We start from the raw sequence: 21228 nt of genomic DNA, 5'->3' as shown, positions 1-21228 counted from the left end.
CGAGGGGAGGAAACGGAAGCCTGCGGCTGTTCTCGTCTACAACGTGCGCAGCAGCACCGCCGGTTGTTCCACGCAGTCGGCTATGTAGCGCAGGAAGCCGCCCGCCGTGCCGCCGTCGCAGACCCGGTGGTCGAAGGTCAGCGAGAGCTGGACCACCTGTCGTACGGCCAGCTCGCCCTGGTGCACCCAGGGCTTGGGCACTATCCGGCCGACGCCCAGCATCGCCGCCTCGGGGTGGTTGATGATCGGGGTCGACCCGTCGACTCCGAACACCCCGTAGTTGTTCAGCGTGAACGTGCCGCCGGTCAGCTCGGCCGGGGTCAGCCGCCCGGCCCGCGCCGCCTCGGTCAGCCGGGCGATCTCGGCCCCGATCGACTCGGCATTCCTGGCCTGCGCATCCCGCACCACGGGAACGACCAGGCCCCGCTCGGTCTGAGCAGCGAACCCGAGATGGACCTCCGGCAGGCGCACGATCTCCCGCGCTTCCAGGTCCACCGTGGAATTGAGCTCGGGGAACCGGGCCAGCGCCGCGGTGCAGATCCGCGCCAGCAGCGCCAGCACCGACACCTTGGGCCCGGCAGCCGGACCGGCGGCGCTGTTCATCGCGGCTCGGGCCGCCATCAGCTCGGTGGCGTCGGCATCGACCCAGCACGTGGCGTCGGGGATCTCCCGCCGGCTGCGCGACAATTTGTCGGCGACCGCGCCCCGTACACCGCGCAACGGAACCCGCTGTGCGGCTGGGCCCGCCACTGCACCGGAAACCGACTCCATCACCACCTCCGGCGTCGGCACCGAGGCCGGCCGGGGAGCCGCCGTCCCCTCCGCCAGCGCCCTGATCGCGGATTCGACGTCGGCCCGCAGGATCAGCCCGTCCGGACCGGATCCCACCAGCTGCCGCAAGTCAAGATCATTCTGCCGCGCCAGCTTCCGTACCAGCGGGGAGACCACCGCCACCGGACCCGGCACCGGACCCGGCCCGGGATCGGGAGCCGACACCGGAGCCACCGGCACCCGCGTCGGAACAGCCGCAGCCGGAACAGCCGCAGCCACGGCAGCGGGACGGACCCGACGACGGCGCGCCACCGGTGCACCCGTCCCGTACCCGACCAGCACATTGCCGGACGACTCCGCCTCGGCCCCGGAACCAATCCCCGAGCCCGAACCGGAACCGGCCCCGGAACCATCCCCCGAGCCCGAACCGGACCCCGCTCCCTCCTCATCCGCCCCCACCGAGACCGCCACTGTCAGCAGAGGTGCCCCGACCGGCAGTTCCGAGCCCTCCTCGCCGAACCGCGCGGTCACCACGCCCCCGTACGGACACGGCACCTCCACCATCGCCTTGGCCGTCTCGACCTCGACGACCGGCTGGTCGATGGCGACGACATCGCCGACCTCCACCAGCCAGCGCACGATCTCCGCCTCGGTGAGCCCCTCGCCGAGGTCCGGCAGCTTGAATTCGAGTACCTGGGGCATCAGCTCTCCGCCTCCCACTGCAAGCGGGCGACCGCGTCCAGTACCCGGTCCACGCCCGGGAGATGGTGCTTCTCCTGCATCGGCGGCGGATACGGAATGTCGAACCCGGCGACCCGCAGCACCGGCGCCTCCAGGTGGTGGAAGCAGCGCTCGGTCACCCGGGCCGCGATCTCACCGCCCGGACCGCCGAATCCGGAGGACTCGTGGACGACGACCGCACGCCCCGTACGCCGGACCGAAGCGGCGACGGTCTCGTCGTCGAACGGCACCAGCGAGCGCAGGTCCACGACCTCCAGGTCCCAGCCCTCCTCGACGGCCGCTTCCGCCGCCTCCATGCAGACGGGCAGCGACGGCCCGTACGTGATCAGCGTCGCGCTGCGGCCCGGCCGACGGACCACGGCCCGGCCGATCGGCTCCACCGCCACCGGCGCCTCCGGCGACCAGTCCGCCTTCGACCAGTAGAGCCGCTTCGGCTCCAGGAACACCACCGGATCGTCCGAGGCGATCGAAGCCCTCAGCAGCCCGTACGCGTCCTCGACCGTGGCGGGCGTGACGACATGGAGACCGGGCGTCGCCATGTAGTACGCCTCCGAGGAGTCGCTGTGGTGCTCGACCCCGCCGATCCCGCCGCCGTACGGCACCCGGACCGTTATCGGCAGCGGCATGGCGCCGGCCGTCCGGTTCCGCATCTTCGCGACATGGCTGATGAGCTGCTCGAACGCCGGATAGGCGAAGGCGTCGAACTGCATCTCCACCACGGGCCGCAGCCCGTACATCGCCATGCCCACGGCCGCCCCGAGAATGCCCGCCTCGGCCAGCGGGGTGTCCGTGCAACGGTCGTCCCCGAACTCCTTCGCCAGACCGTCGGTGATCCGGAAGACCCCGCCGAGCGTGCCGACGTCCTCACCGAGTACGTGCACGGCCGGGTCCTGCGCCATCGCGTCGCGCAGTGCCCGCCCGAGTGCCTGCGCCATCGTGGCGGGCTTGGCCTTCGCCGTCCGCTCTCCGGCCGTCGCCGCTGCGGTGGTCATCGTCCTTCCTCCATGTCGTCCTGGCCGTGCTCGGCGTCCAGCTCGACGCGCAGCCGGGCCGCCTGCTCCCGCAGTTGTGCGGTCTGTTCCGCGTAGACATGGGCGAACAGATCCATCGGGTCCAGCACCGGATCGGCGTTCATCCGCTCGCGCAGAGCGGCCGCCATCCGCTCCGCGGCCGCGCGCGCCTCCTCGATCCCCTCGTCACCGAGCAGCCCCCGCCCGGTCAGCTCCCGCTCCAGAATCTGGATCGGGTCGTGCGCACGCCATGCCTCCACCTCGCTGTCGACGCGGTAGCGGGTGGCGTCGTCGGCGTTCGTATGGGCGTCCATGCGGTACGTCACCGCCTCGACGAGCGTCGGCCCGCCGCCGCTCCGGGCCCGCGCCACCGCCTCACCGAGAACCTGGTGCACCGCGGCCGCGTCGTTCCCGTCCACCAGTCGGCCCGGCATCCCGTACCCCACGGCCTTGTGCGCCAGGGACGGGGCGGCGGTCTGCTTCGCCAGCGGTACGGAAATCGCGAAGCCGTTGTTCTGCACGAGAAAAACGACCGGGGCCCGCCAGACAGCCGCGAAATTCAGCGCCTCGTGGAAATCGCCCTCACTGGTACCGCCGTCGCCGACCATCGCGAGCGCCACCACGTCGTCGCCCTTGAGGCGCGCCGCGTGCGCCAGCCCGACCGCGTGCGGCAGCTGGGTGGCTAGGGGGGTGCAGAGCGGTGCGATGCGGTGCTCACGCGGGTCGTATCCGGTGTGCCGGTCGCCGCGCAACAGTGTCAGGGCCTCGACCGGGTCCAGGCCGCGGGCCACTGCCGCAAGGGTGTCCCGGTAGCTGGGAAAGAGCCAGTCCCGCTCCTCCAGCACCAGAGCGGCCGCTATCTCGCAGGCCTCCTGCCCCGTGCTCGACGGGTAGACGGCGAGCCGGCCCTGCTTGGTGAGGGCGGTGGCCTGCGCGTTGTACCTCCGGCCTCGGACCAGCTCCGCGTAGAGCCGCAGCAGCAGCTCGGGGTCGGCATCGGCCACGGCGTCCGTACCGAGCACGCGATACGGCTCGGGGTCCGGGAGCAGCGGCGCGGGATCGGTGAGCGGCTTCCAGGCCGGGGGCGGCGTGGGCCGGTAAGCAGCCGCGCCGGGCAGCTCTTGGACCGTCATGACAAGCACCTCCTGGCATCGAGGGTTTTCGAGCGGCGTGTGTCGGCATCAGGGGATCGTCCGATACCGAGGGGTGTCGAAATGCATCGAAATGTCGAGCGCTGTCCGAGGCACGGATGTGGGGCGCCTCACCTACCGATTGTTCGGTCGCGAGCGCATTTTGGCTACAGGCACCTTCAGCCTGTGGACAAACGGTTCTCCACAGCCTGGGATAGAGACAGGTCGTCCAGGACGGAGAGGCGGGGGCACATGTCAGCTGAACAAATGGCCGACGGGGGCGAGGACATCGGCCAGGTTCCGCCCGCGCGGCCGCTCGATGCCATCGACCGCGGCATCCTGCGACTGCTCCAGACGGACGGCCGCGCCTCGATACGGTCGGTGGCCGATCGCGTCCACGTGTCCCGGGCCAACGCCTACGCCCGGATCAGCCGGCTCATCGACGACGGCGTGATCCGGGGCTTCACCGCGCGCGTGGACCACGAGCGGGCGGGGCAGGGCGCCTCCGCATACATCACTCTCAAGATCGTCCAGAATTCCTGGCGCACGGTGCGCGAGGAGCTCCAGGCGCTGCCGGGGGCGACTCATATCGCACTGGTCAGCGGCGACTTCGACGTCCTGCTGCTGGTCCACACCCAGGACAACAGGTCATTGCGCGAACTGGTCCTGACAAAGATCCAGGCCATCCCGGAGGTGCTCTCCACCCGCACACTCCTGGTGTTCGAGGAGACGGACCTGACCCCCGGCACGGACAGACCCCCCGAGCTCACCTGACCGAGGCCTGCCGGACGCCCCGCGTCCGTCAACGGTTCAACGGTTCAACCCCTCAACGGCTGGACCGCATCCCCTCGAAGGCCACACGGACGAGCGTGTCCGCCAGCCGCTCCCCGTCGGCCCCGCCGTCGGGCAGCGGCCGGTACCACTCCACCAGGGAGTTGACCATTCCGAAGAGCAGCCGGGTCACCAGTCGTATGTCCACGTCCGAGCGGAGGTCGCCGTCCGCGACCGCGGCCCTGAGCAGATCGGTCACCCGGTGGTCGAACTCGCGCCGCCGCTCCATGGCCCAGCGCTCCGTCTTCGTGTTGCCCCGCACCCGCAGCAGCAGCGTGACGTAGGGCAGTTCGGCTATCAGCACATCGACGGTGCGACGGGTGACGTACTCGACCCGCTCGATCGCACGCCCCTGCGTCGCTCCCGGCTCGTCGAGAATTCCGAAGAGTCCGTCCAGCGCACGGCTGACCGCGCGGCGCAGGAGCTCCTCCTTGCCCGCGACGTGGTGGTAGATGGAGGACTTGGAGATGCCCGCCGCCTTGGAGAGGTGCTCCATGGACGTGCCGTCGTAGCCGCGCTCGTTGAAGACACGGACGGCAACGGTGAGCAGAGTCTCGGGGGTGTACGTGTCCCGCTTGGCCGTGGTCATGTCCGCGATCCTCCCCTACGAGTTGTCCACAGGTTTGGCGGGCCCCCTTGTCCCGACCGATCGTTCGGTTACTCTAACTCTGTCCACCCGTCCCTGCCCAGCTCGATGAGGAGTTGGTCCGTCATGGCCGCCGAGCTCTCCCCGCACCTGCTCTCCGAGAAGCACCGCCCCACGCTCGACCAGGCCCTCGACGCGATCCGTACGCGCGCCTACTGGTCCCCACACCCCGAGCATCCGAAGGCATACGGCGAGGGCGGCGCCCCCGGCAGCCTCGGCGCCGCCGAGGGCAAGGCCGCTTTCGACGCCGTGCTGAACACCCGGCTCGACCTCGGCCAGCCCGGCACCGACGGCTGGACGGGCGGAGAGATCTCTCCGTACGGGCCGGAGCTCGGCGTCGAATACCCTCACGCCGACCTGGACGTCCTGCTTCCGGCGATGCGTGCGGCCATGCCCGCCTGGCGTGCGGCCGGCCCCGAGACCAGGGCCCTGGTCTGTCTGGAGATCCTCGCCCGGATCAGCGCCAGGACCCACGAATTCGCCCACGCCGTGATGCACACCAGCGGCCAGGCCTTCATGATGGCGCTCCAGGCCGGTGGCCCGCACGCCCAGGACCGCGGCCTGGAAGCTGTGGCGTACGCGTACGAGGAGCAGATCCGCACCCCCGCGAGCGCCGACTGGTCCAAGCCGCAGGGCAAGCGCGACCCGCTCCAGCTGCAGAAGTCCTTCACCGCGGCACCGCGCGGCATCTCGCTCCTGATCGGCTGCAACACCTTCCCCACGTGGAACGGCTATCCCGGCCTCTTCGCCTCCCTGTCCACCGGTAATCCCGTCCTGGTGAAGCCGCACCCCCGCGCCGTGCTCCCGCTCGCGCTCACGGTGCACCTGGCCCGCGAGGTGCTCGCCGAGGCGGGCTTCGATCCCAACCTGGTCGCCCTTGCCGCCGAACGGCCGGGCGAAGGCATCGCGAAGACCCTGGCCCTCCGCCCCGAGATCAAGATCATCGACTACACCGGGTCGACCGCCTTCGGCGACTGGCTGGAGACCAACGCCCGCCAGGCCCAGGTGTACACGGAGAAGGCCGGGGTCAACACGATGGTCCTCGACTCCACGGACGACTACCGCGGCATGCTGTCCAACCTGGCGTTCTCCCTCTCCCTCTACAGCGGCCAGATGTGCACGACCCCGCAGAACCTGCTGATCCCCCGGGACGGCATCACCACCGACGCCGGCGACAAGACGTATGACGAAGTGGTCGCCGACATCGCTGCCGCGGTCACCGGCCTGCTGGGCGACGACGCCCGGGCGAACGCCCTGCTCGGTGCCCTGGTCAACCCCGATGTGAAGGCCCGCCTGGAGGCGGCCGCAGATCTCGGCGAAGTCGCCCTGCCCTCCCGCGAGGTGGCCAACCCGGAGTTCCCCGACGCCGTGGTCCGCACCCCCGTCGTCGTCAAGCTGGACGCCACCAAGCCGGACGACGAGCAGCACTACCTGTCGGAGTGCTTCGGCCCGGTCGCCTTCGCGGTAGCGGTCGACTCGACGGCCGACGCCGTGGAGCTGCTCCGCCGCACGGTCCGCGACAAGGGCGCGATGACGGTCGGCGCGTACACCACCTCACCGGAGGTGGAACGCGCGGTGGAAGACGTCTGCCTGGACGAGTCGGCCCAGCTGTCGCTGAATCTGACCGGCGGGGTGTACGTCAACCAGACCGCGGCCTTCTCCGACTTCCACGGCTCGGGCGGCAACCCGGCAGCGAACGCGGCGCTGTGCGACGGAGCCTTCGTCTCCAACCGCTTCCGCATGGTGGAGGTCCGCCGCCAGGCATGACCGCGGCCTCCGTCGCCCCCGCTCCCCCTCAGCCCTTCCGGCGCCCGGGGAGCAGGGGCCCGGGGCCCCGGGCCCCGGGCCCCGGGCCGACCATGATCCACCGGACCGGCCCCGGACCACAGGCCCTAGCCGAGTTCTCCCGCCTCAGCGATCTCCGCGTAGCGCTGCACCCAGGCATGCATGGCAATGGCGGCCGCGGCCCCCGCGTTGATCGACCGCGTCGACCCGAACTGCGCGATGGAGCACACCATCGCCGCGTGCTTACGGGCCTCCTCGGTGAGCCCGGGCCCTTCCTGCCCGAAGAGCAGTACGCAGCGCCGGGGCAACTCGGTCCGCTCCAGCGGCACCGCCCCCGGCAGATTGTCGATCCCGATGATCGGCAGGCCCTCGGCCTGCGCCCACGCGGTCAGCGACTCCGTATCGGGGTGGTGCCGCACATGCTGGTACCGGTCGGTGACCATCGCACCGCGCCGGTTCCAGCGCCGCCGCCCCACGATATGGATCTCCTTGGCGAGAAAGGCGTTCGCGGTGCGCACCACGGAACCGATATTGAAGTCGTGGCCCCAGTTCTCGACCGCGACGTGGAAGTCGTGCCGCCGCAGATCCAGATCGGCGACGATCGCCTCCCGGGTCCAGTACCGGTAGTCATCGCCCACATTGCGCCGGTCGCCGTGGGCGAGCAGCTCGGGGTCGTACCGCTCGTCCACGGGCCAGGGCAGCGGGTGCGGCCCGACGCCGATCTCCGTCCCGAACCCGTCGTCGTACTGCATCGGTTCCGCGGACGCACCGGGCTCCGCCGACGCCGCGGACGCGACGGACGCATCGGGCCCGACGGCCTCCTCGGTCGACGATTCCCCACCGCTGGTACCCGCGCTGCCCGTACTGCCGCTCTCACTACTCACCCGACGAGCGTATGGCCCCCGTCGCCGCTGTGCTGCCGGGCCTCCTCGTCGTCGCCGCCACGCCGCTGACCGGGAATCTTGGTCCTGACCGGGAACAGCCGCTCGCGGGCCAGCGTCACCCGGCCGCCGAGCCAGACCAGGAAGACGGTCGGCAGGAAGACGGAGTCGGCGGCGATCATCGCCATGGAGAAGAAGGGCAGCCCGAGCAGCAGAGCGATGCCTGCGTGCTCAAGAATCATGGCGACGAGCAGGACGTTCTTGACCCGCCGGTTGAAAAGGGTGAAGGGAAACGCGACCTGGACGATGACCGTGCCGTAGGTGAGCACCATCACCATCACGGAGTTGGAGGCGAGGATGTCCGACAGTCCGGGCCAGGGCGTGAAGTAGTCGAGCTTGAGCGGGTAGTACAGCGCCGTGCCGTCCTGCCACCGCGAGCCCTGGATCTTGTACCAGCCCGCGGTGGCGTAGATCAGACAGACCTCGGCCATGATCACGACGAGGGTCGCGTTGTGGGCGAGATTGGCGACGACATCGAGCAGCGTGCGTGACTGGCTCTGCGGTGCGTAACGGTTCACGGCCCACCAGGCGCCTTCGCCGACCCACAGGAACCAGAGCAGAGTCGGCAGCCACCAGGTACCGCCGAGCCCGTCCGTCACACTGGCCACGATCAGCACGAGGCCGAGCACCACCCAGAGCACCGGGCCGGCCAGATTGCCGAGCACCGGGCTCCGCGTCCCGTCCGCTTCCGCGCGCGCCTGCCGCGCCGCCCGCCGGGCGTCCAGCGACCAGACCCGCCCGCAGCGCGTGAGCACCAGATAGATCGCCATGAGGTGGATGACGTTGTCGCCGCCGTCGCCCATGAAGATGCTGCGGTTCTGCAGGGAGAGCACCCCGGCCATGAAGAGGACCGACGTGGCCCGGGTGTGCCAGCCGACCATCAGCAACGCCGCGGAGATCAGCGCGACCGCGTACACGACCTCGAACCAGACGGTGCTGTCCGACCACATGAGCGCGGTGAACGACTGGTTGCCGGATATGAGCTGCTGCGCCATGTCCCAGCGCCACGGGGCGTCGGGGCCGTACATCTCGTGGCGGTGCGGCAGCTCGCGCAGCAGGAAGAGTAGATAGGTGGCCGAGAAGCCGATCCGGATGACGGCACTCTGATACTGGCCGAGGGCCGTGGAGGTGATGCGCTGGATACCGCGGGCGAGCTTGTTGTCGGCCTTGCGGTCGAGAATGACCGTACTCACTTGTCCGCCCCCTCGGTGCCCTTGGGAAGGTCCTCGGGAGTTACCGTCCACCACGGCAGTACCCGGTAGGACGGCCGTGTGCTGATCTTCTCCTCGCTCCACGCGGGCGCCGCGACGGACCGCACCTCGGAACGGACCTGGATGCGCTCGACGGTGCCGCCGTAGTCGTGTTCGCCGAGGCGCAGCATCACGATGCGGCGGATGTAGCGCTCGGAGAGCTGGCCGCGAAGGCCGTTGGCGCGGTTCTGGTTGTCGTGGGAACTGATGTAGAAGTCCCAGCCGCGGCGGAGTTCGTTCTGCTGGACGTGGCTGGGGAGGAGATTGCCGCGTATCGCCTTGCCGTCCTCGCCGGAAAGGCTCATCCAGGGTGTGGTGCGGCGCCCGTCGGGGCCGGCTATCTCGGCTCGGACGTGGACGGCGACGTTCTGCTGGAGCGGATTCGGGGCGAAGAGCTTCCAGTTCTGCTCGAACTCGGGATAGACCCACTCGTCGACCGCTTCGCCGTGCTGCTTGGTCAGGGTGTTGGAGGGTGCGACGTGCAGAAACACCATGACCAGTTGTCCACAGGCGACCAGGCCGATGACCGACAGTGCTATCGCGGCAACGATCTGGTACGGAAGAGACAGCGCGGCCATACCCTCACGAGGAGCTGCCTCCAGGATCTGACCAGCACCGGAAGGCTCGTCCGCCCGCTGATCCGGCCCCGGCTCGGCCCTCCAGCCCCCGCCTTCGGCACTCCCGTTCCCGCTCTCGGAGCCCCTGTCGTCGTACGAATCCATCCCGCCCCGATCCCCGTCGATCCCCGGTCAGTTATCCACAGGGTTGACACCCTACGGGCCACCGACTCACCATTGAAGACATTGAACCGAACGATCGGTCGGTAGGGAGTCCGGGATGGCGGCAGTGACTGCGGACCAGACAGCGCAGGCGAGAGCGGACAGGCCCGAAGGGGCGGACGAGGCCCTGGAGGCGGCATTCGACGCCGCGGTGGCGGCGGACGAGCGCATCGAGCCACGCGACTGGATGCCCGATGCGTACCGCGCCTCGCTGGTCAGGCAAATGGCCCAGCATGCCCACTCCGAAATCATCGGCATGCAGCCGGAGGCCAACTGGATCTCGCGCGCGCCCTCGCTGCGCCGCAAGGCGATCCTCATGGCCAAGGTGCAGGACGAGGCGGGCCACGGCCTTTATCTGTACAGCGCGGCGGAGACCCTCGGCACCGGCCGCGAGGAGCTGCTCGACAAGCTCCACGCGGGCCGCCAGAGGTATTCATCGATCTTCAACTACCCGACGCTGACCTGGGCGGACGTCGGCGCGATCGGCTGGCTCGTGGACGGTGCCGCGATCACCAACCAGGTGCCGCTGTGCCGCTGCTCCTACGGCCCGTACGCCCGGGCGATGGTCCGCATCTGCAAGGAGGAGTCCTTCCACCAGCGCCAGGGGTACGAGCTGCTGCTCACCCTCAGCGGCGGCACCCCGGCGCAGCACGAGATGGCGCAGGACGCGGTGAACCGCTGGTGGTGGCCGTCCCTGATGATGTTCGGCCCGCCGGACGACGCCTCGGCCCACTCGGCACAGTCGATGACCTGGAAGATCAAGCGTCACTCCAACGACGAGCTGCGGCAGCGCTTCGTGGACATCTGCGTCCCGCAGGCCGAGGCGCTGGGGCTCACTCTCCCGGACCCGGACCTCCGGTGGAACGAGGAACGCGGACAGCACGACTTCGGGGCGATCGACTGGAAGGAGTTCCAGGAGGTCCTCAAGGGCAACGGCCCGTGCAACGAGCAGCGCCTCACCCAGCGCCGCCGGGCACACGAGGAGGGCGCCTGGGTCCGGGACGCGGCGGTTGCCTACGCCGAGAAGCACACATCGACGCACACAGCGACGCAAACAGCAGCGAGGAACGGGGAGGCGACAGCATGAGCAGCTCGACCGAATGGCCACTGTGGGAGGTGTTCGTGCGTTCCCGCCGCGGCCTTTCCCACACCCACGCGGGCAGCCTGCACGCCCCGGACGCGGAGATGGCCCTGCGCAACGCGCGCGATCTGTACACCCGCCGTTCCGAGGGCGTCTCGATCTGGGTGGTCCCGTCCGCACAGGTCACGGCCTCGTCCCCGGACGAGAAGGACTCCTTCTTCGAGCCGGCCGCTGACAAGCCGTACCGGCATCCGACGTTCTACGAGATCCCGGAAGGGGTGAAGCACCTGTGACCGCGGCCCTCGCCCTGGGCGACGACGCGCTGGTGCTCTCGCACCGGCTGGGGGAGTGGGCGGGCCATGCGCCCGTGCTGGAAGAAGAAGTGGCCCTGGCCAACATCGCCCTGGACCTGCTGGGCCAGGCCCGGGTGCTCCTCACCATGGCCGGCGACGAGGACGAGCTGGCGTATCTGCGCGAGGAGCGCGCCTTCCGCAACGTCCAGCTGGTCGAGCAGCCGAACGGCGACTTCGCCCACACCATCGCCCGCCAGCTCTACTTCTCCACCTATCAGCGGCTGCTGTACGAGCAGCTGGCCTCGGGCGAGAGCGCGTTCGCCGGTCTGGCGGCGAAGGCCGTCAAGGAGGTCGCGTACCACCAGGACCACGCGGAGCACTGGACGCTGCGGCTCGGCGACGGCACGGACGAGAGCCATGACCGGATGCAGCGCGCGGTGGACGCCCTCTGGCGGTTCACCGGCGAGTTGTTCGAGCCCGTCGAGGGCGTGGAGATCGACTGGCAGTCGCTGCGGGGCGGCTGGCTGGAGTCCGTCTCCGCGGTGCTGGACCGGGCCACTCTGACGCTGCCGGCCGGTCCGCAGTCCGGGGCGTGGACGGCGGGCGCGGGGCGCCAGGGCATCCACACGGAACCCTTCGGCCGCATGATCGCCGAGATGCAGCACCTACATCGCAGCCATCCGGGGGCGTCATGGTGACCGAGACACTCCTGGAGGAGGAGCTGCACCGCCTCGCAGGCTCCGTGCCCGACCCCGAGCTGCCCGTGCTCACCCTGGACGAGCTGGGCGTGCTCCGGGGCGTGGACGTCCTCGCCCCCGGCAAGGTCACCGTGCGTCTCACCCCGACCTACACGGGCTGCCCCGCGATCGAGGCCATGTCCGCGGACATCGAGCGGGTTCTGCACGACCACGGCATACCGGAGGTCTCCGTGGTCACCGTGCTCTCCCCGGCCTGGTCAACGGACGACATCAGCGCGGAAGGGCGGCGCAAGCTGGCGGAGTTCGGCATAGCGCCCCCGCGCCCGCACGATGTCACGGCCCCCGCGGGCGGCCCGGTCCCGCTCACGCTCTCGGTGCGCTGCCCGCACTGCGGCTCGACCGATACGGAGCTGCTGAGCCGGTTCTCCTCGACCGCGTGCAAGGCGCTGCGCCGCTGCGTGACGTGCCGCGAACCGTTCGACCACTTCAAGGAGTTGTAGATGTTCCATCCGCTCCGGGTCCGCGCCATCGAACGGCTCACGGACGATTCGGTGGCCGTCACCCTCGCCGTGCCGCCCGAGTTGCGCGAGACCTTCCGCCACAAGCCCGGCCAGCATCTCAACGTGCGGTACACGGTCGACGGCGAGGAGATCCGCCGCTCGTACTCGATCTGCTCCCCGGCCGTCGAGGAGCCGCACGACCCGGTACTGCGGGTGGGCATCCGGCTCGTCGACGGCGGCGCGTTCTCCACGTACGCCCTGAAGGAACTCGCTGTCGGTGACGTGGTCGAGGCAATGTCCCCGATGGGCCGCTTCGTGCTGGCGCCCCGCGCCGGGCACTTCGCGGCGATCGTCGGGGGCAGCGGAATCACACCGGTGCTGTCGATCGCGGCCACGCTGCTGGCGCGGGAACCCGACGCCCATTTCTGCCTGATCCGCAGTGACCGGACAGCGCTCTCGACGATGTTCCTGGACGAGGTCGCCGACCTCAAGGACCGCTACCCGGACCGGTTCCAGCTGGTCACGGTGCTCTCCCGGGAAGAGCAGCAGGCCGGCCTTCCCTCCGGACGGCTGGACCAGGACCGTCTCACCGAGCTGCTGCCCGCGCTGCTGCCGATGGCCGAGGTGGATGGCTGGTACCTCTGCGGGCCGTTCGGGCTGGTCCTGGCCGCGGACCGGGCGTTGCGCGGCCTGGGCGTCGACCGGACCCGCATCCACCAGGAGATCTTCCATGTGGACGAGGGCCCGAGCGCATCCGCCCGCCCCCGGATCGAGTCGCCCGCTCACAGCCGTCTCACCGCGACCCTGGACGGCCGCTCCGGCACCTGGCCCGTGGAGGAGGGCGAATCGCTGCTGGAAACGGTGCTGCGCAGCCGTGCCGACGCACCGTACGCCTGCAAGGGCGGGGTATGCGGGACCTGCCGGGCGTTCCTGGTCTCGGGCGAGGTGAGGATGGACCGCAACTTCGCGCTGGAGCCCGAGGAGACGGGCGCGGGCTATGTGCTGGCTTGCCAGTCGCATCCGGTCACACCGGAGGTGGAGCTCGACTTCGACCGTTGAGCGACCCCGTCGCTGCTCCTCCTCTGTTCCCTTCTCATAGAACCTGTTCTATCTTGACGATCCGTCAGATTCAGGCGGTCATCGGTCAACGGGAGGCCAGGACAGTGGACTTCACCTTCACCGAGGAACAGCAGGCAGCCGCGGAGGCAGCGCGAGCGGTCTTCTCGGGAGTCGCACCGGACGGGGTTCCCAGCCCCGCTCTCGTGCCGGGCGCGGTGGCCGAGGACATCGACCGCCCCCTGTGGGCCGGGCTGGCGTCGAGCGATCTGCTGAGCCTGACGCTTCTGCCGGAGCACGGCGGGGCCGGACTCGATCTCGTGGCGCTCTGCGTGGTGTTGCGCGAGTCCGCCAAGGTGCTCGCGAGAGTGCCGTTGCTGGAGACCTGCGCGGTCGCGATGGCGCTCCAGCGGTACGGGGACCCGGGGCTGGCCGGCGAGTTGCTGCCTCGGGTCGGCCGGGGCGAACTGGTCCTCACCGCCGGGTCCAACGGCCGCTCCGGCCACGATCCGGCCGAACTCGCCGTCAAGGCCCGCCGGAAGGCGACAGCCGGCTGGGTGCTCGACGGAATGCAGTCGGCGGTGCCGTGGGCACAGGCAGCGGACTGGATCGCGCTCCCGGCCCGCACGGACGAGGGCCGGGCGGTCGTCGCCCTGGTCCAGCCCGCCCAGGACGGTGTCACCCTGGCCGAGCAGGTCTCCACCAACGGTGAACGGTTCGCCGAGGTCCGGCTGGAGTCGGTACGGATCGACGACCGCGCGCTGATCGACGGCGCCGGGGCCTGGGAGTGGCTGCGCGCCCTCCTCACCACCGGAACGTGCGCGCTGGCACTGGGCCTGGGAGAGGCCGTGCTCGCCATGACGAGCCAATACACCGGCAAGCGCGAGCAGTTCGGTTTCCCGGTGGCGACGTTCCAGTCCGTCGCCGTACAGGCCGCGGACCGGTACATCGACCTGCGGGCCATGGAAGTGACACTCTGGCAAGCGGCCTGGCGGATCTCCACCGGGGCCGACGGGGCGCTTCCTGCCGAGGGCGACATCGCCGTGGCGAAGATCTGGGCGTCGGACGGCGTACGCCGCGTCGTGCAGACGGCACAGCATCTGCACGGCGGTTTCGGTGCGGACACGGACTACCCGCTGCACCGCTTTCATGCCTGGGCCAAGCAGATCGAGCTGTCCCTCGGCCCGGCGGCGGCACACGAGGAGGCGCTGGGCAGCCTGCTGGCCGCACACCTCCTCGGCTGACACCGGCCGAACGAAGATCAGACCGGCCGACAGCCGGCCGACAGCCGACGGCCGACGGCCGACCGACAACAGAGCCGCCCCGGCCAGGGGAGCCGTTCCGCCTTGGGCTCCCCGGCCCGGAACGGCTATCCGGCCCGGAACGGCTATCCGGCTCAGAGCACGAAGGCCGGGGTGCCGCTGTCCGTGACCATCGGGCGTCCGGCGCCGTCCCAGGCGAGCATCCCGCCGTCGATGTTCACGGCGTCGATGCCCTGCTGCACCAGGTACTGGGTGACCTGGGCCGACCGGCCACCGACCCGGCACATGACGTGCACGCGTCGGCCGTCCTCGGCGGCCTGGGTCAGCTCCCCGAAGCGGGCCACGAAGTCACTCATCGGGATGTGCAGGGCGCCCTCGACGTGCCCGGCCGCCCACTCGTTGTCCTCCCGGACGTCCAGCACGAAGCCGTCCGACGGAACCGCCGCGACGTCCACCGAGGGCAGCGGGGCGAAATTCATGGGTCATGCCTTCTCTCGTACGTACGCGCCAGAGTCACCTGGAACGCTACTGCACCAATCCCGCCAGCTCCGCCTCGCGCTGCGCGACCTCGCCCAGCAGCTGCTCGGCGATCTCTTCGAGCAGCCGGTCCGGATCGTCCGGCGCCATCCGCAGCATGGCCCCGATCGCGCCCTCCTCCAGCTCCTGGGCGAGCACCGTCAGGAGCTCCTTGCGCTGAGTCAGCCAGTTCAGCCGGGCGTAGAGCTCCTCGCTCTCGCTGAGCTCCGCCTCCGGGGCCACCGGACCTGCCGCCCATTCCTGCGCCAGCTCCATCAGGAGCGCCTCGTCCCCCCGCCCGTATGCGGCGTTCACACGGGCGATGAACTCGTCCCGGCGGGCCCGCTCCGTCTCGTCCTGCGCCAGGTCCGGGTGGGCCTGGCGTGCCAGGTCGCGGTAGAGCTTGCGCGCCTCCTCGGTCGGCCGGACCCTCTTGGGCGGCCGGACCGGCTGCTCGGTCAACATCGCCGCGGCCTCGGGGGACAGCCCGTCGGAGTCGATCCAGTCGTGGAACAGCTCGTCGACACCCGGCATCGGCATGACGACCGACCGGGCCTCCTGCGCCTTGCGGATGTCCTCCGGGTCGCCCGTCCTGGCGGCCCGGGCCTCCGCGATCTGCGCATCGAGCTCGTCGAGGCGGGCGTACATGGGCCCAAGCCTCTGGTGATGCAGCCGGGAGAAGTTCTCGACCTCGACCCGGAAGGTCTCCACCGCGATCTCGAACTCGATCAGCGCCTGCTCAGCCACCCGGACCGCCCTCGCGAGCCGGGCCTCGGGCCGCTCGTCCCCAGCACGACCATCCGTCCCGCCACCGTCGGCACCGGCGCCTCCCGCAGCAGCGCCGGAACCGCCGTCGGCACCGGTCTCCGGACCGGCATCGTCCGACCGGCCGACCGGCTCAAGCGGCTCGCCCTGGCCGTGCTGCTCAAGCGGCTCGTTCCGGGCGTGCTGCTCGCGCCACCGGTCGTTGTCCTGCCGGTCGTTGTCCTGCCGGTCATCGTCGTTCCGGGTGGTCGGCACCCCGGCGGCTTCGTGGGTCACCCGTCCAGCGTATGGCCACCGCTCACGTCCCGAGGACGCGCGGTCGACCCGATGCCCCTCAGACGCCCAGTTCGGCGGTTATTCGCCCCGACCCGACGGCCCGCACCAACTCCGCGTGGTCCGCCTCCGTACGGTCCGCGTAGGTCACCGCGAACGCCGCCACCGCCTCGTCCAGTTCCTCGTTCTTGCCGCAGTAGCCCGCGATCAGCCGCGGATCCGCGCTGTGCGCATGGGCCCGCGCCAACAGCGCACCGGTCATCCGGCCGTAGTCATCGACCTGATCGGCCGCCAGCGCCGCCGGATCCACGCTCCCCTTGCGGTTCCTGAACTGCCGCACCTGGAACGCACGCCCGTCCACCGTCGCCCAGCCCAGCAGGATGTCGCTGACGACCTGCATCCGCTTCTGCCCGAGCACCACCCTGCGCCCCTCGTGCGCCACCTCCGGCACATCGAAGCCGACCGCCGGCAAGTACGGCGCCAGCACGGAGGGCCGCGCCTCCTTCACCTGGAGCACCAGGGGCTCGCCGCGGTGATCGAGCAGAAGCACCACGTACGAGCGGGTGCCGACGCTCCCGGTGCCGACCACCCGGAACGCCACGTCATGGATCGCGTACCGGGCCAGAAGCGGAACCCGGTCCTCCGAGAGCGTGCCCAGATAGTCACCGAGCCCCGCAGCGACCGCTGCGGCCTCCTCGTCCGGCACCCGCCGCAGCACCGGCGGCGCATCGACGAAGCGGCGTCCGCCGTCCCCGGAATCCTCGGTGGACTTGGCCGCGAAGCGGGCGCTGGTGTTGTTACGGGCCTTCTCAGAGACCCGCTCCAGGGTTCCGAGAAGATCCCGCGCGTCCGTGTGCGAGACCAACTCCTCGTCCGCGATGGCGTTCCAGGCGTCGAGCGCGGACAACTTGGCCAGCAGCCGCATCGTCCGCCGATACGCGCCCACCGTGTCGTACGCGCCCTGCCGGCAGGTGTCCTCGTCCGCCCCGGCCTCGCGCCCCGCGAGCACCAGCGAGGTGGCCAGGCGCTTGAGGTCCCACTCCCACGGGCCGTACACGGTCTCGTCGAAGTCGTTGAGATCGATGACCAGGCTGCCCCTCGCATCGCCGTACAGCCCGAAATTGGCCGCGTGCGCATCGCCGCAGAGCTGGGCGCCCACCCCGCTGACCGGTGTACCAACGAGGTCATGGGCCATCAGCCCGGCCGAACCGCGCAGAAAGGCAAAGGGCGTGGCCGCCATCCGCCCCACCCGTATCGGGGCGAGCGCGGGCACCCTGCCCCGGCTCGACTCCTCGACCGCCCGCACCGCATCGGGCCGCCCGGCCGGAAGGTCCAGGCGCGAGTGCGAGGCCCTGGGCACCCGCTCCCGCAGCGCCTTGCCCGCCGCCCTCGGCGACCGTGCCGCGCCCCCGCCCGCCGCGGACACCCGCCGCGCGAATCCGGGCACGACCGGAATCCGCAGATCACCTGTCGCAGCCCGCTGAACCAGCACTGTCGCTTCGATGTCACCCATGGCGCGCAGCCTCCCCCGCTCTCGCCCTGCGCTTCTGGCCCGACGCCCTGTCGCACAGCAGATCAATTGCGACGAAGGTACCGCCGTCGACCGAAAGCCGTCTGCCCCTGTGGAAAACCCACCTTGCGGCCTGTGGACAACGATCCGTCCTGGTCAGACACCGACGGTCTCTTCCATCTCTTCCTCGACCTCCTCCGCGTCGCCCGCCTCGGTCCGGGTCCCGGCCCCGGTCCTGGCGGCGTGCTTGGGCCCGTGCGCTCCGTCGGCCTCGACGGAGCCGGCGACGGCACCGGCTCCGGTGTCGGCCGCTGCCGCCTCCGCCGCGGCCTTCCGCCGCTTCGACTCGGCCAGCCCAGCCAGACCTATCAGGGCCAGGCCCACCACGAACCAGAGCGCGAGCACCAGCACATGCCCGCCGAGCCCGTGCCCGCCGAAGTACACATGGCTGCGTACGCCCTCGACGAAGCCCGCACCGTTCCAGAAGGAGTGCAGCGAGGCGAAGAAGCCGGGCTGGAGTTCGGGCCGGAAGATACCGCCGGAGCTGGTGAAGTTGAGCATCACGAACAGCACCATCAGACCGAGCGTCGTCCAGCGCTTGAGGAAGGTGTGCAGTCCGACACCGATCAGCAGGATGCCCGCGGAGTACAGCCAGGCCATCGCCCACAGACCGCCGAGCCCGTGGTCCACGAGGCCGAACAGCGGCCCCGCGAACACCACGCCGATCACGCTCACCACCAGCGACGCGGCAACGGCCAGCGCGGCCCTGATCCGCAGCGCCAGCACGGCGCCCGCACCGCCGATGACGGCGACCGATGCGTACGAACCGATGCTCACCGCGACCAGCAGGAAGAAGATGCCCTGGCCGGTCGGGTCACCGTCCGCGGTCGGCGCCGTGTCCGTCACCTTCAGCGGGTCGCCCTGTCCGGCGGCCACCTTGGTGAACACCTTCTCGACCACCGTGGCACTGGTGTCCGAGGACGCGCTGGCCACGAGCAGCTCGGGGTGCTTTCCCGGCAGGTAGGCGCCGTAACTCGCCTGTGTCTTCAGGTGGTCCACCGCCGCGGCACGGTCAGGAACCGTACGTACGCTCAGCGCCCCGTCACTCTTGTCCTGCAGCGTCTGCGCGAGCACCTGCGCGCTCGGCCCCGAACCGACCACATCCACCCGGAGATCGTGCGGCTCCGGGGCGTGGAAGGCCCCGAGGTAGGCGAGCCCCATACCGATGCACATCAGCAGCGGCGTGACGAAATGGCTCAGCACATGGCGGAGAGCGGCGGCGGTCGAGCCGGTGGCGGCACTCGAGCCTGTCGACATGCGGAACTCCAATAGTTGGCTTTTACAACTCTTAATTCGTTGTACTATACAACTGAAATTCGGAAACCGCGAGACGGAAGGCGGAACAGTGCCAGGCACCCCCGAAGAACGCGAGGAGTCGCTGGACGTCATCCAGCGAGAACTGACCGCCTTCGCGCGCCGCGCGCGAGCTGCAGCGGCCCGCCTCCACCCGGAGCTCCCCCTGGTCTCGTACACGCTGCTGGCGCACATCGAAGACCGGCACGGCTGCCGCGCGACAGATCTGGCCACGCACTACATGCTGGACAAATCGACGGTCAGCCGACAGATCGCCACCCTGGAGAAAATGGGACTGGTCGAGCGCCACCCGGACCCCGATGACCACCGAATCCAGGTACTGCACCCCACTGCGGCCGGAACCCAGGCCCTCGCCTCCACCCAGGCCAGCCGCCGCACGGCCTACCGGGAGCGCCTCGCTGACTGGACAGAGGAAGATCTCGCCCGGTTCGCGGAGTACCTGCTGCGTTACAACTCGGCCGGCAACGCCCCCACGCCCGCCCCGCAGACACCGCGAGCCTGACCCGGCAATCCAGCAGCCCGACAGCCCAGCAACTCGGCAGCCCAGCCGGACCGCAGGGTGCCCCGAACCAGACGTTTCACGTGAAACCAGAATCCGCGACGGAAACGGGGCGCAAGAAAAAACGCGCGACCGACCCGAACCGGAACCCGATGAAACCCGAGCCAGACCCCGAATCAGACCCTGAACCGAATCCCGGGAACGAAGAAGCCCCACAGACCGTTGGCCTGTGGGGCTTCTCTCTTGTGCGCGAGGGGGGATTTGAACCCCCACGTCCCTAAGGACACTGGCACCTGAAGCCAGCGCGTCTGCCGTTCCGCCACTCGCGCAAGAGTGGTGTTTCCAGACTCTCTCACCGTTTGGTGCGATCGCCTGGCGACATCCGGAAGATTAGCACGCTGGACAGGGTGGATTCACATCCGTTGTTTCACCGGCCGACTGGAGGGAAGCGGGAACGCCGAGCAGTCGGCCCCACTCCTCCTTTGTGCACCCCGGGTGCGGGACACTGTGAGGAGGCCGCCTCTACGATCCGTGTGAGAGGTGACACTCATCCACAGGGCAGACAAGGGGAACCAGCCGATTTCCCGACGCGTGGATACGATCAGTAAGCAGTACAGGGACGACTACAACGGAGGAGGTGCCCCATGGGAGTCATGAAGCGTTTCGAGCAGCGTCTCGAAGGTCTGGTCAACGGCACCTTCGCCAAGGTCTTCAAGTCCGAGGTCCAGCCGGTCGAGATCGCGGGAGCCCTCCAGCGCGAGTGCGACAACAACGCGACGATCTGGAACCGCGAGCGGACCGTCGTCCCCAACGACTTCATCGTCGAGCTCAGCACCCCTGACTACGAGCGGCTCAGCCCGTACTCCGGCCAGCTGGGCGACGAACTCTCCGGGCTGGTCCGCGACTACGCCAAGCAGCAGCGGTACACCTTCATGGGCCCCATCAAGGTCCACCTGGAGAAGGCCGACGACCTCGACACCGGGCTCTACCGGGTACGCAGCCGCACCCTGGCGTCGAGTTCGTCACAGCAGGACCCCCAGGGCCGCCAGGGACCGCAGGGCCAGCCTCCCTACCCGGGTCCGGGCCGGTCCGCGCAGCCCACCGGCGGCTACGGATACCCGCCCAGCTCCGGCCCGCCCATGCCCGCGGCCCCGCCGCCGGGCGCCGGCCGGGCCGGAGCCCCCAGCACCGACCGGCACCCGCCGGCCGGGCCCAGCCCCCTGCCGAACGCGCAGGTGCGACGCTGGATCGAGATCAACGGCACCCGCCATCAGATCTCCCGCCCGACGCTGGTGCTGGGACGCAGCACCGACGCCGACGTGCGGATCGACGACCCCGGCGTATCGCGCCGGCACTGTGAGATCCGGACCGGAACGCCCTCGACGATCCAGGATCTCGGGTCTACCAACGGCATCGTGGTAGACGGGCAGCACACCACCCGCGCTACGCTCCGCGACGGCTCGCGGATCGTCGTGGGCAGCACCACCATCGTTTACCGGCAAGCCGAAGGGTGAAGC

Annotated in this window: 21 protein-coding genes and 1 tRNA gene; 10 read left to right on the top strand and 12 right to left on the bottom strand. The window is 70.0% G+C overall.

Going from position 1 to position 21228, the window contains the following annotated elements:
* Window positions 1–36: 36 nt before the first annotated feature.
* The 3 genes from OG842_RS20175 to pdhA are packed head-to-tail and all read right to left on the bottom strand — an operon-like array spanning window position 37 to window position 3655.
* The gene (locus OG842_RS20175) at window positions 37–1473 is read right to left on the bottom strand and encodes a dihydrolipoamide acetyltransferase family protein (RefSeq protein WP_266731402.1); all 1437 of its coding nucleotides are present in this window, start codon (window positions 1471–1473) and stop codon (window positions 37–39) included.
* Window positions 1473–2504 (bottom strand): alpha-ketoacid dehydrogenase subunit beta, encoded by a 1032-nt coding sequence (locus OG842_RS20170; RefSeq protein WP_266731401.1) that lies wholly within the window; start codon window positions 2502–2504, stop codon window positions 1473–1475. The genes OG842_RS20175 and OG842_RS20170 overlap by 1 nt, the downstream gene beginning before the upstream one ends.
* On the bottom strand, window positions 2501–3655 hold the full coding sequence (gene pdhA / locus OG842_RS20165) for a pyruvate dehydrogenase (acetyl-transferring) E1 component subunit alpha (protein ID WP_266731400.1): 1155 nt from the start codon (window positions 3653–3655) through the stop codon (window positions 2501–2503). Before pdhA ends, OG842_RS20170 begins: the two co-directional genes overlap by 4 nt.
* A 264-nt stretch (window positions 3656–3919) precedes the next feature.
* Here pdhA and OG842_RS20160 point away from each other — a divergent pair, with 264 nt between their 5' ends.
* The gene (locus tag OG842_RS20160; RefSeq protein ID WP_401875466.1) at window positions 3920–4426 is read left to right on the top strand and encodes an Lrp/AsnC family transcriptional regulator; all 507 of its coding nucleotides are present in this window, start codon (window positions 3920–3922) and stop codon (window positions 4424–4426) included.
* A gap of 52 nt (window positions 4427–4478) precedes the next feature.
* Here OG842_RS20160 and OG842_RS20155 read toward each other — a convergent pair whose 3' ends face one another.
* The gene (locus OG842_RS20155; RefSeq protein ID WP_259930212.1) at window positions 4479–5072 is read right to left on the bottom strand and encodes a TetR/AcrR family transcriptional regulator; all 594 of its coding nucleotides are present in this window, start codon (window positions 5070–5072) and stop codon (window positions 4479–4481) included.
* 123 nt (window positions 5073–5195) lie between these two features.
* Between OG842_RS20155 and paaN the strand changes: the two genes are divergently transcribed.
* A complete protein-coding gene (paaN, locus tag OG842_RS20150) occupies window positions 5196–6896 on the top strand; it encodes a phenylacetic acid degradation protein PaaN (RefSeq protein WP_266731397.1) in 1701 nt (566 codons plus the stop codon).
* A 125-nt stretch (window positions 6897–7021) separates the two neighbouring features.
* On the opposite strand, the gene OG842_RS20145 is transcribed toward paaN, so the two are convergent.
* The 3 genes from OG842_RS20145 to OG842_RS20135 all read right to left on the bottom strand — a co-directional run bounded on the left by OG842_RS20145 (window position 7022) and on the right by OG842_RS20135 (window position 9827).
* Complete coding sequence (locus OG842_RS20145) at window positions 7022–7666, bottom strand: TrmH family RNA methyltransferase (RefSeq protein ID WP_401875468.1); 645 nt, start codon at window positions 7664–7666, stop codon at window positions 7022–7024.
* Between the two features lie 128 nt (window positions 7667–7794).
* The gene (locus OG842_RS20140) at window positions 7795–9048 is read right to left on the bottom strand and encodes an HTTM domain-containing protein (protein ID WP_266731394.1); all 1254 of its coding nucleotides are present in this window, start codon (window positions 9046–9048) and stop codon (window positions 7795–7797) included.
* A complete protein-coding gene (locus OG842_RS20135) occupies window positions 9045–9827 on the bottom strand; it encodes a DUF5819 family protein (protein ID WP_266731393.1) in 783 nt (260 codons plus the stop codon). Before OG842_RS20135 ends, OG842_RS20140 begins: the two co-directional genes overlap by 4 nt.
* A gap of 115 nt (window positions 9828–9942) precedes the next feature.
* On the opposite strand from OG842_RS20135, the gene paaA reads away from it, so the two are divergent.
* The 6 genes from paaA to OG842_RS20105 all read left to right on the top strand — a co-directional run bounded on the left by paaA (window position 9943) and on the right by OG842_RS20105 (window position 14756).
* A complete protein-coding gene (gene paaA, locus OG842_RS20130) occupies window positions 9943–10971 on the top strand; it encodes a 1,2-phenylacetyl-CoA epoxidase subunit PaaA (protein WP_266731392.1) in 1029 nt (342 codons plus the stop codon).
* Window positions 10968–11258, top strand: coding sequence for a 1,2-phenylacetyl-CoA epoxidase subunit PaaB (gene paaB, locus OG842_RS20125; protein ID WP_266731391.1), 291 nt, complete (start codon window positions 10968–10970; stop codon window positions 11256–11258). Before paaA ends, paaB begins: the two co-directional genes overlap by 4 nt.
* Window positions 11255–11956 carry a 1,2-phenylacetyl-CoA epoxidase subunit PaaC gene (gene paaC / locus OG842_RS20120; protein ID WP_266731390.1) on the top strand — a complete coding sequence of 234 codons (702 nt, stop codon included), beginning with the start codon at window positions 11255–11257 and terminating at the stop codon, window positions 11954–11956. Before paaB ends, paaC begins: the two co-directional genes overlap by 4 nt.
* Window positions 11950–12456, top strand: a complete 507-nt coding sequence (gene paaD, locus OG842_RS20115; protein WP_266731389.1) for a 1,2-phenylacetyl-CoA epoxidase subunit PaaD — start codon at window positions 11950–11952, stop codon at window positions 12454–12456. The genes paaC and paaD overlap by 7 nt, the downstream gene beginning before the upstream one ends.
* The gene (locus OG842_RS20110) at window positions 12457–13515 is read left to right on the top strand and encodes a 2Fe-2S iron-sulfur cluster-binding protein (RefSeq protein ID WP_266731388.1); all 1059 of its coding nucleotides are present in this window, start codon (window positions 12457–12459) and stop codon (window positions 13513–13515) included.
* Window positions 13516–13619: 104 nt separating this feature from the next.
* Entirely contained in the window at window positions 13620–14756 is a 1137-nt protein-coding gene (locus OG842_RS20105) for an acyl-CoA dehydrogenase family protein (protein WP_266733702.1), read from the top strand.
* A 152-nt stretch (window positions 14757–14908) separates the two neighbouring features.
* Here OG842_RS20105 and OG842_RS20100 read toward each other — a convergent pair whose 3' ends face one another.
* The 4 genes from OG842_RS20100 to OG842_RS20085 all read right to left on the bottom strand — a co-directional run bounded on the left by OG842_RS20100 (window position 14909) and on the right by OG842_RS20085 (window position 19155).
* On the bottom strand, window positions 14909–15253 hold the full coding sequence (locus OG842_RS20100) for a rhodanese-like domain-containing protein (protein ID WP_266731386.1): 345 nt from the start codon (window positions 15251–15253) through the stop codon (window positions 14909–14911).
* Window positions 15254–15299: 46 nt separating this feature from the next.
* Complete coding sequence (locus tag OG842_RS20095) at window positions 15300–16331, bottom strand: J domain-containing protein (protein WP_266731385.1); 1032 nt, start codon at window positions 16329–16331, stop codon at window positions 15300–15302.
* A gap of 58 nt (window positions 16332–16389) precedes the next feature.
* Window positions 16390–17841 carry a DUF2252 domain-containing protein gene (locus tag OG842_RS20090; RefSeq protein WP_266731384.1) on the bottom strand — a complete coding sequence of 484 codons (1452 nt, stop codon included), beginning with the start codon at window positions 17839–17841 and terminating at the stop codon, window positions 16390–16392.
* 153 nt (window positions 17842–17994) lie between these two features.
* On the bottom strand, window positions 17995–19155 hold the full coding sequence (locus OG842_RS20085) for a hypothetical protein (protein ID WP_266731383.1): 1161 nt from the start codon (window positions 19153–19155) through the stop codon (window positions 17995–17997).
* An 88-nt stretch (window positions 19156–19243) separates the two neighbouring features.
* Here OG842_RS20085 and OG842_RS20080 point away from each other — a divergent pair, with 88 nt between their 5' ends.
* The gene (locus OG842_RS20080) at window positions 19244–19714 is read left to right on the top strand and encodes a MarR family winged helix-turn-helix transcriptional regulator (RefSeq protein WP_266731381.1); all 471 of its coding nucleotides are present in this window, start codon (window positions 19244–19246) and stop codon (window positions 19712–19714) included.
* 243 nt (window positions 19715–19957) lie between these two features.
* Here the strand turns inward: OG842_RS20080 and OG842_RS20075 are convergent.
* Window positions 19958–20040 (bottom strand) — tRNA-Leu (locus OG842_RS20075).
* 315 nt (window positions 20041–20355) lie between these two features.
* Between OG842_RS20075 and OG842_RS20070 the strand changes: the two genes are divergently transcribed.
* Complete coding sequence (locus OG842_RS20070) at window positions 20356–21225, top strand: FhaA domain-containing protein (RefSeq protein WP_266731380.1); 870 nt, start codon at window positions 20356–20358, stop codon at window positions 21223–21225.
* Window positions 21226–21228: the final 3 nt, after the last annotated feature.

Origin of the sequence: Streptomyces sp. NBC_00376 (assembly GCF_036077095.1) — a bacterium.
GTDB lineage: Bacteria > Actinomycetota > Actinomycetes > Streptomycetales > Streptomycetaceae > Streptomyces.
This window is presented reverse-complemented; position numbering and strand designations above follow the sequence as displayed.